The organism is Erysipelatoclostridium sp. An15, from assembly GCF_002160675.1.
In the GTDB taxonomy this organism is placed as follows: domain Bacteria; phylum Bacillota_I; class Bacilli_A; order Erysipelotrichales; family Coprobacillaceae; genus Thomasclavelia; species Thomasclavelia merdavium.
Map to the genome: position 1 here is coordinate 1 of NZ_NFLA01000058.1, position 14342 is coordinate 14342.

15 protein-coding genes and 2 tRNA genes are annotated in these 14342 nt (G+C 26.8%); 8 read left to right on the top strand and 9 right to left on the bottom strand.

All coding sequences use genetic code 11. The annotated features are described in order from the left end of the window. Positions 1-451: 451 nt before the first annotated feature. On the top strand, positions 452-1597 hold the full coding sequence (locus B5E92_RS13250) for a site-specific integrase (RefSeq protein ID WP_087302986.1): 1146 nt from the start codon (positions 452-454) through the stop codon (positions 1595-1597). Positions 1598-1741: 144 nt separating this feature from the next. Here the strand turns inward: B5E92_RS13250 and B5E92_RS13255 are convergent. Then, a tRNA-Gln gene (locus B5E92_RS13255) sits at positions 1742-1817 on the bottom strand. 58 nt (positions 1818-1875) lie between these two features. Between B5E92_RS13255 and gltX the strand changes: the two genes are divergently transcribed. Continuing rightward, entirely contained in the window at positions 1876-3279 is a 1404-nt protein-coding gene (gene gltX, locus B5E92_RS13260; protein ID WP_087302988.1) for a glutamate--tRNA ligase, read from the top strand. Positions 3280-3343: 64 nt separating this feature from the next. Here the strand turns inward: gltX and B5E92_RS13265 are convergent, their stop codons facing one another. From B5E92_RS13265 to B5E92_RS13285, 5 genes are all read right to left on the bottom strand, one after another. Then, complete coding sequence (locus B5E92_RS13265) at positions 3344-4318, bottom strand: alpha/beta hydrolase (RefSeq protein ID WP_087302990.1); 975 nt, start codon at positions 4316-4318, stop codon at positions 3344-3346. 26 nt (positions 4319-4344) lie between these two features. Next, on the bottom strand, positions 4345-5148 hold the full coding sequence (locus B5E92_RS13270; RefSeq protein WP_087302992.1) for an aldo/keto reductase: 804 nt from the start codon (positions 5146-5148) through the stop codon (positions 4345-4347). A 254-nt stretch (positions 5149-5402) separates the two neighbouring features. Further along, positions 5403-5478, bottom strand: a tRNA-Glu gene (locus B5E92_RS13275). 74 nt (positions 5479-5552) lie between these two features. Further along, entirely contained in the window at positions 5553-6428 is an 876-nt protein-coding gene (locus B5E92_RS13280; RefSeq protein WP_087302994.1) for a MurR/RpiR family transcriptional regulator, read from the bottom strand. 40 nt (positions 6429-6468) lie between these two features. Next, positions 6469-6969, bottom strand: coding sequence for a nitroreductase family protein (locus B5E92_RS13285; RefSeq protein WP_087302996.1), 501 nt, complete (start codon positions 6967-6969; stop codon positions 6469-6471). A gap of 146 nt (positions 6970-7115) precedes the next feature. Here B5E92_RS13285 and B5E92_RS13290 point away from each other — a divergent pair, with 146 nt between their 5' ends. After that, positions 7116-8225 carry a metallophosphoesterase gene (locus B5E92_RS13290; protein ID WP_087302998.1) on the top strand — a complete coding sequence of 370 codons (1110 nt, stop codon included), beginning with the start codon at positions 7116-7118 and terminating at the stop codon, positions 8223-8225. A 190-nt stretch (positions 8226-8415) separates the two neighbouring features. Here the strand turns inward: B5E92_RS13290 and B5E92_RS13295 are convergent, their stop codons facing one another. The 3 genes from B5E92_RS13295 to B5E92_RS13305 form a co-directional block, all read right to left on the bottom strand. Then, a complete protein-coding gene (locus B5E92_RS13295) occupies positions 8416-8766 on the bottom strand; it encodes a hypothetical protein (RefSeq protein ID WP_087303000.1) in 351 nt (116 codons plus the stop codon). A gap of 90 nt (positions 8767-8856) precedes the next feature. Next, positions 8857-9213: a hypothetical protein gene (locus tag B5E92_RS13300; RefSeq protein ID WP_087303002.1), complete on the bottom strand. Its 357-nt coding sequence runs from the start codon at positions 9211-9213 to the stop codon at positions 8857-8859. Positions 9214-9426: 213 nt separating this feature from the next. Next, positions 9427-10356, bottom strand: coding sequence for a hypothetical protein (locus B5E92_RS13305; protein WP_087303004.1), 930 nt, complete (start codon positions 10354-10356; stop codon positions 9427-9429). A gap of 179 nt (positions 10357-10535) precedes the next feature. Here B5E92_RS13305 and B5E92_RS13310 point away from each other — a divergent pair, with 179 nt between their 5' ends. The 5 genes from B5E92_RS13310 (at position 10536) to B5E92_RS13330 (ending at position 14198) form a co-directional block, all read left to right on the top strand. Further along, positions 10536-11417, top strand: a complete 882-nt coding sequence (locus B5E92_RS13310; RefSeq protein WP_087303006.1) for a LysR family transcriptional regulator — start codon at positions 10536-10538, stop codon at positions 11415-11417. 103 nt (positions 11418-11520) lie between these two features. Continuing rightward, positions 11521-11853 (top strand): MerR family transcriptional regulator, encoded by a 333-nt coding sequence (locus tag B5E92_RS13315; RefSeq protein WP_087303008.1) that lies wholly within the window; start codon positions 11521-11523, stop codon positions 11851-11853. Positions 11854-11873: 20 nt separating this feature from the next. Next, entirely contained in the window at positions 11874-12611 is a 738-nt protein-coding gene (locus B5E92_RS13320) for a carboxymuconolactone decarboxylase family protein (RefSeq protein WP_087303010.1), read from the top strand. Between the two features lie 12 nt (positions 12612-12623). Next, on the top strand, positions 12624-13022 hold the full coding sequence (locus B5E92_RS13325) for a cupin domain-containing protein (protein ID WP_087303012.1): 399 nt from the start codon (positions 12624-12626) through the stop codon (positions 13020-13022). A gap of 351 nt (positions 13023-13373) precedes the next feature. Beyond that, complete coding sequence (locus B5E92_RS13330; RefSeq protein ID WP_087303014.1) at positions 13374-14198, top strand: histidinol-phosphatase HisJ family protein; 825 nt, start codon at positions 13374-13376, stop codon at positions 14196-14198. Positions 14199-14342 lie beyond the last annotated feature (144 nt).

Consider the following 14342-nt stretch of genomic DNA (forward strand, 5'->3'; position numbering starts at 1 on the left):
TCATATTTATTTAATATCACAGGTCCATCTTATCGAATCAAAGATAAATTAAATCCTAAAAAAACTGAGAACACTTAATTGCAACAAATTGGTCAAATTATCTTGACTTTTATAATAGAAGAGTAAGTTGAGGATTTATTATGATTTTTTAATTTTTACAATATATATTTGTAGTATTGATATTAGCTGTTTTGTGTTCAATGTTAAATTTACATTAGTGTTAATGAAATAGGTTGAAAAATAAGCATGATTATTCTTTTTTTATTTAAGTAATGACGTCGATGAAAAAAATAGATTTTTACTAAAGTTAACGATGATTATTTTACTCGATAATTTAATTATATGAAATCAAAAGCATAATTGAAAAATTCTCTTTTTTATAATGTGCAATAAAATTCATATTGATGTAACAAATATGTAATAAAACATTTTATAAAAAAGGAGAGTGTATATGCCAAGAAAAGGTGAAAGTATATTTCGTCGTAAAGATGGAAGATGGGAAGCAAGATATATTAAAGGATATAAGAAAGATGGCACAAAAATATATGGTTCTGTTTATGCAAAAACTTATACAGATGTAAAAAATAAAAGACTGGATATTTTAAAAAAGGTTGACTATAACCATTTAATAACGCCAACAGAACATTTAGAATTTTATATCCATCATTGGTTTGAAAATAATAAACGTAATTTAAAAGAGAGTACACTAACAAAATATGATAATTCATTGAAAAATTACATAATTCCTTATTTTAGAAAAATAAAAATTGAAGATATTACTACACAAAAAATTAATGATTTTATTTTCAATTTGATGACAATAAAAAGAACAAGAGGAAAACCTCTTTCAACAAAAACAATTAAAGATACATTATTAATTTTAAAAAACATTTTTAAATATATCGAGATAAATCATGATATAAAAATAAATGCAGTAATAATTCCTCCAAAACAGTCATTCAACAATAAGGTATCTGTATTTTCTAAAAGTGATATATATAATTTGTTAATGATAATATATACAGATATGGAAAGTGATTTATGTAAATTAGGTACATTTATTGCTTTAATGACAGGTATGAGGGTTGGTGAAATTTGTGCATTAAAATGGGAAAATATTAATTTAAATGAAAATTATATTTATATAGAAAAAACAATGCAGCGTGTAAAAAACTTTGATGATAATAAACCTAAAACAAAAATTATTGAAACATCCCCAAAATCACATAGTTCTTTACGAAAAATTCCTATTTCAGATTATCTATATAGAATACTTATAAAATATAAAAAGAATAATGATCATTACTTGTTAACCGGCAGATCAGATAAGTTTATCGAGCCGCGATTATTAGAAAAAAAATTTAAAAAATATATTAAGTCAGCAGAAATAGAAGATGGTAATTTTCATATGTTAAGACATACATTTGCTACTTTATGTGTTGAAAATAATCTAAATATAAAAGTATTAAGTCAAATATTAGGACATTCAAATATTCAAATTACATTAGACAGGTATACTCATCCAGATTATGAAACAAAAAATATATTTATGAATCAAGCTTCAGAAATTTTTTTAAAATCAATTGATATAAGATGAATATTTAATTGATAGTTTTGAAAGGAAATAAAAACATTGATATATGTTTTATCAACAGCTTGAAAGAAACTGATTTTTCAGTTTCTTTTTTATATAAATAGGAATATAATAAAAAAAGCAGGAAAAACCTGCTTAATAATCAATTGGCTGGGGTACTTGGATTCGAACCAAGGAAATGTCAGATTCAGAGTCTGATGCCTTACCGCTTGGCTATACCCCAATAACAGATATTATTTTATAACTTTTTTAATTAAAATACAAGAGATAAGAGGGAATTTATGGAAATAAGAACTAGATTTGCACCAAGTCCAACTGGATATATGCATATAGGAAATTTAAGAACAGCATTATATGAATATTTAATTGCTAAAAAAGAAAATGGTAAATTTATTTTAAGAATAGAAGATACTGACAAAGCAAGACAAGTTGATGGAGCGATAGAGATGATCTATCAAACTTTGGCAGACACTGGATTGAAGCATGATGAAGGGCCGGACATTTCTGGACCATATGGACCATATATTCAATCGAAACGTTTAGAAATATATCAAAAATATGCTCATCAGTTAGTTGAATTAGGTGGTGCTCATTATTGTTTTTGTAATCAAGATGATGAAAATGATCATGATCCTTGTCGAGAATTATCAATTGAAACTGCTAGGAAAATGATTGCTGAAGGTAAATCATATGTTATTAGACAAACTATTCCTTCAGGAAATACAACGTTTTATGATGAAGTTTATGGTGAAATTACTGTTGATAATAATACATTAGATGAAGGGGTTTTATTGAAAAGTGATGGTTATCCAACATATAATTTTGCTAATATCGTTGATGATCATTTGATGCATATTACACATGTAATTCGTGGAAATGAGTATTTATCTAGTACGCCTAAATACAATTTAATTTATCAAGCTTTTAATTGGAAAATTCCAACCTATATTCATGTGCCACCGGTTATGAAAGATGAACAGCATAAATTATCAAAACGTAATGGTGATGCTTCATATCAAGATCTTGTTAAACAAGGATATTTAAGTGAAGCAATCATCAATTATTTAGCCTTACTTGGCTGGGCACCAGAAGGTGAGGAAGAAATTTTTTCTTTAGATGAATTAATTAAACAATTTGATGTTAAAAGAATTTCTAAAGCACCAGCTATTTTTGATTTAGAAAAATTGAAATGGTTGAATGGGATTTATTTAAGAAAGCTTTCATTAGAAGAATTTCATCAATTAGCTATGCCATATTATCAACGATTAATTCATCGTAATGTTGATTTGATGGAACTTAGTAAAGTATTACAATTAAGAATTTCTTATCTTGCAGAAATTGAATCAATGATTGATTTTATCGATGAACCATGTAATTATGATGCCGGTTTATTTAAAAATAAAAAAATGAAAACAAATTTAGAGAATTCTTTAGAAGCTCTATTGTGGATTCAAGAAAAGCTAATTGATTTTAATAGTTTTGATGATGATGAAAAACTACATCAATTGTTTGTCAATTTAGCCAAAGAAAAAGAAGTAAAAAATGGTCGAATCATGTTTCCATTAAGAGTTGCTTTAACTTTTAAAGCTTTTACTCCTGGTGGAGCAGTTGAAATTGCTCATATTTTAGGTAAAGAAGAGACATTAAGACGGATTGATTTAGCAATTAAACAAATGAGTGCATAGATTTTTGTTATTGATATTAAAAAGGTAGTGGAAATAAAATTTTCTACTACCTTTTTAAATAACCTTATTTTAAATTTGCTTTAAAAAATTCTGCCATTTTATCAAAAGGGATAACATCTAAATTATCATATAAATCAGTATGAACAGCATTTGGAATTATCATTAATTCTTTATTATCACCTTTTAATCTTTTATAAGTATCTTCGCTAAAATAACAAGAATGAGCTTTTTGACCATGAATTAATAAAACAGCACTTCTTATTTCATGACAATAAGCAAGTATTGGTTGATTAATAAATGACATACAACCAATTGTGTTCCATCCCTCGTTAGAATTTAATGATCTTTGATGATAACCACGATTAGTTTTATAGTAATCATAGTAATCTTTAACATAATATGGTGCATCTTCTGGTAAAGGATCAACAACCCCACCAGCTCTTTTATAATTTTGATTTTGATAATCAATGATTCTTTGGTTATTCAATGCTATTTTGTTTTGATATCTAGCCTCTTCGTTATCATCGTTATCAAAATAGCCATTAGCATTAACTCTTGACATATCATACATAGTAGCAGCTACAGTTGCTTTAATTCTAGTATCTAATGCTGCTGCATTTATAGCCATACCACCCCAGCCACAAATACCGATAATTCCAATTCTTTCATGATCAACATCTTTGTGTGTTGATAAAAAATCGATAGCAGCCTGAAAATCTTCGGTATTAATATCAGGTGAAGCCATATATCTTGGAGTTCCAGTTGATTCTCCAGTAAATGATGGATCAAAAGCAATTGTTAAAAATCCATGTTCTGCCATGCTTTGAGCATATAAACCACTAGCTTGTTCTTTTACTGCACCAAATGGTCCACAAACTGCAAGTGCTGGTAATTTACCTTCGATATCTTTAGGTGTATACATATCGGCTACTAATGTAATGCCATAGCGGTTATGAAAAGTTACTTTTTGATGATTTATATTATTATTTTTAGGAAAGGTCTTATCCCATGTTGTAACTAAATTTAACGTATTTTCCATTATAAATTCCTCCATTTTATAATTTATTAATCATACCAATTAAATAACGAATGATTTAAATTCAATAATTTTATTTGTGCCATGTCCTCATCAGATAAATTAAAATCAAAAATATTTATATTTTCAATCATTCTTTCAAGATGTGAAGTTTTAGGAATAACAACAATTCCATTTTGAATTAAATATGCTAAGGCAACTTGGGCTGCAGACTTATGGTATTTGCGACCAATTTTTATTAAAATTGGTTCTTTAAAAATATCTTTTCTTCCTTCTGTAAAACATGCCCATGATTCCATTTGAATATCATCATTATCCATTTTTTGTTTAAAAGAAAGTTGTGGATAATAAACATGGGATTCTATTTGATTAACGGCAGGCTTAATATTACAGGTGGAAATAAAATTTTCATAGTTATCATTATGAAAATTTGAAATACCGATAGCTCGTACTTTTTTTAATAAATAAGCTTCTTCCATTGCTTTATACATTTCTAATGCTTCTGGATATGGCTCATGAATTAATAATAGATCAATATAATTAGTTTGTAGATTTTTTAAAGATCTCAAAATTCCTTTTTTTGCTTCATGATAACCAGCACAAGATCGATTTAGTTTAGTTGTAATAAAAATCTCTTCTCTAGGAATTTTGCTTTCAATAATTGCTTGACCTACAATATCTTCGTTTCCATACATTTGTGCAGTATCAATCAAACGGTATCCAGTTTTTAAAGCATTAATAATACTTTGCTTGCCTTTTTCTCCACAAAGATCCCAGGTTCCTAAACCAACCATTGGCATTTTTAAACCATTGTTTAAAGTTATATATTTCATAAATTTCCTCCACGTGATTATTATATATAAATAAAAATAGATATGTAAAATATTTATTATCTATAATTAATTATTCAAAATTAGAATAACTGATATTATTTAAAAAATTTATTTTACTTTTAGTCAAGGAATTTTTATAGTAGTGAGATGAGGAATTGATGGAGATAAAAAAGATTGTTTAATAGTATTTTTATAAGTGTTGTTAAAAAGTCTAATTAAAAAAGTCCTATAAAATAGGACTCTTTGATTTCTATTGGTAGTCCGTAGGGGGTTCGAACCCCTGAATGCATGGATGAGAACCATGTGTGTTGACCACTTCACCAACGGACCATGTATAATATATAATAGCACTTTTTTTGATTAATTAAAGATGTAAATGAAAAAAATATGAGAAAACTCATATTTTATTCATCTTCATCAATAAATTCATAACCAGAGTGGCGATCATCAACGAGTTTTGCAATTTGGATTTTATAATCTAAATTTTTTTGATAATCGAATGAAAATATTCCAGCATATAAAGTATCTAAAATGTATTTTATTGATGTAGTAGTTGCAAAGTCACCGATTTTAGTTAATAACATTTCTCGTGATGAAATTCTTAATGTAACATCAGCTAATTTAGAAAGATTATTATCAGCGATACTAGTAATAGCGATAATTGGGGTTTGCATATTCTTTAAAATTTTAGCAACATCAATAATATAGTTAGTTTCTCCAGAATATGAAATTAATATAGCACAATATTCTTTTGTACTCATTGCTGCTTGGACTTTAGCATTTCCAGGCAAATGACAAATATTAACATTTTTATGTAAATAAAATAATTTTGCTTTAAATTCTTCAGCTAATAATAGATTATTAGATACGCCATAAATATCTAATTCTTTACAATCACGTAAATAGCGTAAGGCTTGCTGTAAATCATCATGATTTATAAGCGATATAGTATCTTGAATTGTTTCAATTTGTAATTGTCCAATATTATGGGCAATAGTCATAATATCATCGCTTACGACAAAAGGAATACTGGCATCAATATTTTGCTCTTTAAATAAGTATTCTAATTCATTGATAAAAGCATCCTTAAAGTCATTCCAGCCATGATAACCTAGTTTTTTAGCAATTCTTACTAATAAAGGTGGCGATGTATATGTTGCTTTGGCAATACTATTTGCTGACATATTTTTTATATTTAGTCCTTGATCTAATATATAGTCAATAATTATAGCTTCAGTAGCTGAAAAATGGGTTTGTTCAATTTTATGAATTAATAGCATATTATACCTCTTTTTTTAATGAAAAAGCAGACTAGGCTGCTTATTTATAATATCGAACTTTTTTAGGGTCAAAGTTATTAATTAAAGGCTTTTTTTCATTGCTGTAACCAACAGCAACCACCCCAACAGGATATTCATTATCTGCCAATTTAAAATATTTTTTAAATTTTTCTATTCTTTCTTCAACAGGAGCAATACCACACCAGCAAGTTCCTAATTCCTGATGCATAGCTTCAATAATTAAATTTTCAATTGCAGCAGCACAGTTAATCAAGCCATATTCTTTATTAATGGCTTTTTCTAAATCGGCTAAAACCAAAATAGCACATGGAGCTTCTTTCATCATTGTTGTATAAGGAGATAGATTACACATATCATTTAAAGCTTCACGATTTGTAATAACAACAAATTTCCATTCCTGAGTATTTCTTGCAGTTGGTGCATTCATTGCTGCTTCTAAAAGAGAATTAATCTTTTCTGTTTCAACAGGAGTATTTTGATATTTCCGAATACTTTGACGTTGTTTTATAGCTTCTAACATTTTTTATACCTCACTTGTTTAATATTAATATAATTATACTGATAAAAATAATAAATTACAAATTAACTTATAATAACAATTAATTAAAGTAATATTTATAACATTGGCTGAAAGATTGTGATATATTATTTCATGAGGTGAAGTTTATGATTAAAGTTAGACATCTTGAAAAAAGAATAGAGGGAAAATATCGTTGTATTGTTGTTAGTGATATTCATAGTCATTTAGATCGTTTTATTGAACTGTTAAAAAAAGTTAATTATTGCCAAGATGATTATTTGGTTATATTAGGTGATTTTATTGAAAAAGGAAATCAGGCCTTGGAAATGATAGATTATTTAATGCAATTACAACGTCAAAGTGACCGTGTTTATGTTCTTTTAGGAAATTGCGAATATGCAATTGAAAAGATCGTAAATAATGAAAATTATGCTAGTCATATTGTTCATTATTTAAATCATGTAGGGAAGGGTGGTATAATTCGTCAGGCGCTTTCGGCTTTGGAAATCGATTATACTCAATTACCAGCCAAACAATTACAGGATATAATCAAAGAATATTTAAAACCATGTTTTGAGTATTTAAGAACTTTACCAACAACTTTACATTTAAATAATTTTATTTTTGTACATGCCGGATTAGAAAAAAGGATAGATTGGCAAAATTCTAGTTTGAGTTCCTTGATTGAAATGCGTACTTTTTATCAAGATGGGCATTGTTTAGATGAGTATGTTGTGGTTGGTCATTTACCAACATCTAATCACCACCAAAATCGAATTGATAACAATATCATTATTGATAAAGAAAAAAGAATTATTTGTATTGACGGTGGTACCGGTGTTAAATCAATTAGTCAATTGAATGCGTTGATTATAGAAGGAAATGGAAATGAATATAAATTATTGACAGATTATGTTCAACCTTTGCCAATTTATCAAGCCAAAGTAGATGTATTAGTCGAAAAACAAGATGTTCATAAGGTTGCTTGGCCTAGTTTTGAAGTTCAGGTAATTAAAGCAGGTAAAAACTTCACATTATGTCGACAAATAGATACTAATCAGACTTTTAAAATAAAAAATGAATTTTTGTATCAAAAAGATAATAAAACCTATTGTTTAGATGATTATGTTGATTGTATGGTCGGATTAAATAAAGGGGAATTAGTTAAGTTAATAGGTATTTTTGGACCATATGCTTATGTGATAAAAGATAATGAAATTGGCTGGGTAAAATTCTGTTATTTGAAAAAGTGTTAGAGACTGGATGTTACTTTAATAATGAATTTACTAGATTTTTAGAAATATTAAAAATATTCATATAAAAAAGAAAATTTTAATATAGTTACTGTAGTAATTGAATTGGAGTTTTTAAATCTAATGTAGAAGATATTGAAAAATATTAAAAGTCACTAGAATAATTTTTCTAGTGACTTTTAATCTAAATCTTTTATTTTTGAGTTTTTTCTTCTTTGATTTTATTCATTTCGTTTATTTGATGTTCAGCATTTTCTTTTAGTTGTTTTTCCATTTCATCAGTATTTAAATGATGATGTTTTTCTTCAACTTTTGTTTTACCAAAAATTTTTTCAAATGATTCTTCTGCTTCTTGTGAAATTTTATGTTTTAATTCATTTAATTCATCAATTTTAGCTTTATATCTTGAAATTTCAGAATCAACAATATTAGTTACTTCTTCTTTTGTCATTGGTTGCATATCTTCTTTAGAGATTTCTTTGTTTTCATTAAAATATTTTTTTAAAGATTCAATAGCTTGTTCATTAATTTTTTTAGTATTCATAGTACATTCCTTCTTTCTCATATATCATTTTGATAAATAATAATTCTATATAAAATAATCAATTATAAATGGTAAACATTTATAAGATTATTAACCTAATTTAGTAGCTTTTAAAGCTTCAACAATATTAATTTGACGCATTTTTTCATCTTGAAGTAATTTATGGTATTGGTCAAATGATAATTTGTTTTTCTTTTTCTTTGCTGTCTTATTTTCGTTAACAACGTTATCTAAAGATTCTTTGGCTTTAATATTAATATTTTTTCTTAAAACTTCTAGTGAGGCATTTTTTGTTTTACAAATATTTGCTTGATTCTTTACTATCTCTGTAATTTCATCTTGAGTTAATGGCTTCGTAGAAGCTTCAATTGTTTTATCTGCATAGTCATTTTCAAAATAATGATGTAATGAATTGATAGCATTTTGATTGATTTGATTTACATCCATCTTGAATTACCTTCTTTCTTTTCTTTACAGCCATATAATAATCTTAAAAAAATATTTTTACTAGCAAGATTAGACGACTTTTAATACTATTAACAAAAATTCTTTGTTAAAAATTAAAAATTTGTAAATATTGTTTACAAATTTTAATAAAAACTATTTGAAATAGTTATAAAGACATAAAAAATCTCAGCAATATATACCGAGATTAATTTTTTATTTGTTTTTACTTTTATTTGATGTTTTTAATAAGTCTTTTAAATAGTTTTTTAATTCATCTGTAGATATTTCTAGTGAATCAGTAATGTTTTTAAGAAGTCTTTTACAATTAGTAATTACCATCTGGTCATTATAATTTGATGGTTCTAAAGTATCGCTATTAATAAATTTTTGAGTATCAATATTATAATATACGGAATTTTCTTTACAGTAATCATGGTCTGTTAGATAGAAAAGATTTTTTTCTGTATCATAAGTAATAGTTGTAATAGTTTCGTAATCATCATTTTCTTTTTCCAATTGGGCTTTTTTATAATTTTCGCTATCAACAGATATAGCGGAAGCTTTGATATTATTTGGAATCATCTTTTTATTAATAGTTTCTCTAGCTATTATTTCTTCATCGGTTGTTTTTTTGAACTTTAATCTTTTAATAGCTAATTTTGATTTCATAAATGCTTTTAAATCATCTAAACTAACACCAGAAAGTTCGACGGTATAATCTAAAAAATCTTCACATGTTTCAATGTTGAAATCATCCTGATAATCTTCTTCATCATATGTTAGCGTTCTAATATCTATAACTTTTTTTGTATCGATGTTATAACAAAGGCCATGATTTTCATAATAAGTATAATCACGTAGATAAAAAATGTCTTTTTCTAAGTTATAGACAAGGGAATAATATGTTAAATTATCAGAAGTTGGGCTTAAAACATATTGAAATGGTTTTTCACTATAATAAACACCTTCACCAGCATTATAGTAATCTTCGACGTCGTTATCTTTTAGATTTTTTTCTATTTTTTCTATTTGTTCTTCACTCATTTCAAGTGATTCTTTTTTTGATGATGATTTATTACTGCTGCATCCTGCTAGATTTAATGATAAAAAACATGTAATAAAGATAATTAATATTTTTTTCATTCAATAATTCTCCTTTCAGTTTACATGGTATCACATAATCTAACATTTTTATACATTATAATGCAAATAAATAAGCATTATAAATCATTTTATTAAATAGAATTTATAATTTTCTAGAAGGAAATAATAGCGATGATTATAAAATAATTGTAAAATGATTGTAAAAGGCAGGTGTATTTATGGAAATTAGAACTTTAAAATATTTTTTAGCAGTAGCTCGTGAAGAGAACATTACTAGAGCTGCTAAGTTTTTACATATAACCCAACCAACTTTATCTAGACAATTGATGCAATTGGAAGAAGAATTGGATGCACAACTTTTTATTAGAGGTAAAAATAGAATTGTTTTAACTGATGAAGGAATGTTATTACGCCGACGTGCTGAAGAAATTGTTGATCTTGCTAAAAAAACAGAAAAAGAATTTTTGGAACGCAATGATTTAGTCACTGGGGAGATTTTTATTGGAAGTGGTGAAACTAATGCGATGCATATTATTGCTAGAATGATTCGAGAATTTAAACAAGATTATCCACAAATAAAATATAATCTTTTTAGTGGTAATGCTGATGATATAAAAGAAAGGATTGATAAGGGGCTTATAGATATTGGTTTATTAACTGAACCAGTAGATATTGAAAAATATGAGTTTATACGTTTACCTCATCATGAGGTTTGGGGAATTTTAGCTCCAAAAGATAGTGAGCTTGCAAGTAAGGAGAGTGTAACACCACAGGATTTAATAGATTTGCCATTACTTAGTACTCGAAGAATGATTGTACAAAATGAAATTGCTAACTGGTTTGGTGAAGATTATGAACATTTAAATATAATTGCAACTTACAATTTAATTTATAACGCTGCAATATTAGTAGAAGAAGGAATTGGATATGCAATTTGTTTTGAAAAATTAATAAATAATTTAGGTGATAGTAATACTTGTTTTATTCCTTTTTCACCATCACTAAAAACGGGTACTGTTGTTGTTTGGAAAAAACATCAGATTTTCTCACCAGCAACTTCTCGATTTATTGAAAAATTAAAAATGTCTTTGAAAAAGTAATGCTTTAAAAGCATTACTTTTAATACAAAATGAGTATTAGACATATTTAGGCTATCTTATTAAAATATAAGTGTAATTAGAAATGATTGATGGAGGTGACCTGGTGAAAAGTGATGAAGTATGCAAAATGTTTAATGTTTCTAAAGCAACATTAAAAAGTTTTGAAAACGCTGGTCTGTTTGATGATATTAATGTAGTAGATGGTGACATTAACTATAGTGATGATGATATTGAAAGATTGAGTATGATCATATCTTTAAAAAAAATTGGATTGAAAAAAGATATGATTGCTGATTTTATAAATTCTAAAAATAAAAATAATCAGTTATCAATTTTAAAAAAACAACGACAAATTATTTTAGACAATATTCATCTTCAACAAAAAAATTTAGATATCATCGATTTTCTTATCTATCAATTAACAAAAAATAATTAATGTACTGGAGGAGGATTTTTATGGAAGGAAATAAATTATATGATTTACTTCATGATCAAGATGAACAATTAACAAATGATCCTGAATTAAAAGAAATCATGAAAAACTATTTATATAATGATGTTTATCAACATGGTTCATTAGATTTAAAATTAAGACAGTTAATTTTAATTGTTGTTGATACAACTAATCACACTTTAAATACTTTAAAAGAACATGTTATTGGAGCAATTAATGCTGATGTTGATCCAGTTTCAATCAAAGAAGCTGTTTATCAATGTACACCATATGTTGGTCTTGGAAAAGTCGAAGATGCATTAGATGTGATTAATCAAGTATTTGTAAGTAAAAATATTGCTTTACCTTTAGAAAAACAAGGAACAGTAACATTAGATACTCGTTTTAAAAAAGGATTTGATGTTCAAAGTGAAGCTTTTGGACGAAAAAATATTCAAGCTAATCACGATAATGCTCCAGCTGAATTAAAACATATTCAAGATTATTTATCAGCATATTGTTTTGGAGATTTTTATACTCGTAATGGTTTAACATTAGCAAGAAGAGAATTACTTACTGTTGTTATGCTAGCAAGTTTAGGAGGATGTGAAAATCAATTACGAGCTCATGTTCAAGCAAATTTAACAGTTGGAAATACACGTGATATGTTATTGGAAACAATTACTCAATGTCAACCATATATTGGATTTCCAAGAACGTTAAATGCAATTGCTATAATTAACGAAATTACCAATAAATAGGAGGAATATAAAATGAGTGATTTTAATAGTTTATTTAAAAATGGTGAAGAAAATACTGGATTTGCAGAATATTTCATTGGAAAAAGTTTTTTAAATCCATTAGCTAAAAGTAATGGTGTTGGTGTAGCTAATGTAACATTTGAACCAGGATGTCGTAATAATTGGCATATTCATCATAAAGGTGGTCAAATTTTATTAGTTACTGATGGAAAAGGCTGGTATCAAGAATGGGGAAAACCAGCACAAGAATTAAAACCAGGTGATGTTGTTAATATTGCACCAGAGGTTAAACATTGGCATGGCGCTGCTAAAGATTCTTGGTTTGCCCATATTGCTATTGAAGTTCCAGCTCCAGGTTCTTCTAATGAATGGCTAGAACCAGTAGATGATGAACAATACAATAAGCTTTAAAAGGTTGTAATTGAATGGTAGATACGATAATACCCATCAGTAATACTGATGGGTATTTATTAATTAATGAAAGATAATTTAAGCTAAATATCTAATTTTAGGTATAAAATGTTTTATAAAGCGATATAATTAATGGAAGCATTATTTTTGTTGATATTAAGTTTTTATCATTCATTATGAGTTTATTATAATTGCATTTGAATAAAAATAAACGTTATTACATGACAATGATTTGTTTTTTTCAAAATTCTCCCAAAAATAAGCAGGTATTTGACAAATTTTTTTATTTTTGCATTATCTAGCAATAATCTTAAAAAAACTGCTATAATGAATACTAAAGGGGGACGACATATGTTTTGTGATTACCATTTGCATACTGAGTTTAGTGATGACTCTGACTACTTAATGGAAGATGTTGTAAAAGATGCAATCGAGAAGGGGATTGAAGAGATTTGTTTTACAGATCATGTAGATTATGGGATTAAATTGGATTGGGACGATCCGGATTTTATTGAAGGAAAATCAGTGCCTAATGTTAATTATCCGGCATATTTTCAAAAAATAGAATATTTAACTAAAAAATACTATAATAAAATTAGAATAAAAAAAGGATTAGAGTTTGGAATTCAAACCCATACTATCGATAAGTTTAAAAAATTATTTGATCGTTATACTTTTGATTTTATTATTTTATCAATTCATCAAATTGAAGATAAAGAATTTTGGACTGGTGATTTTCAAAAAAATAAAACCGAAGATCAATACTATCAAAGATACTATCAAGAATTGTATGAAGTAGTAAAAAATTATCATGATTATAGTGTTATCGGTCATTTTGATTTAATTAAAAGATACGATAATAAAGATGGCTACTCTGGTTTTGAAAATAATAAAGAAATAATTACAGCAATATTAAAATGTATTATTGAAGATGGTAAAGGAATTGAACTGAACACTTCATCAATACGTTATGGTCTTAATGATTTAATGCCATCAAGAAAGATACTAAAACTCTATCATGATTTAGGTGGTAGAATCATTACCATTGGTAGTGATAGTCATGAATCGGCACACTTAGGTGCTTATATTGAAGAAATGAAAGACGAATTAAGAAAAATTGGTTTTAAAGAATTTTGTACTTATAAACAAATGGAACCAATTTTCCATAAATTATAAAGATGGAAAATTCCATCTTTTATTATTGTAACACAATAAAACCCCCAGCTAGGCTGGGGGTGTATAAAAGCTTTAGTGGAGTGATAATGAAAAACCTCCATGTTATAATATACTTGCGGCTACCAACTGCAAATAAAATAACAC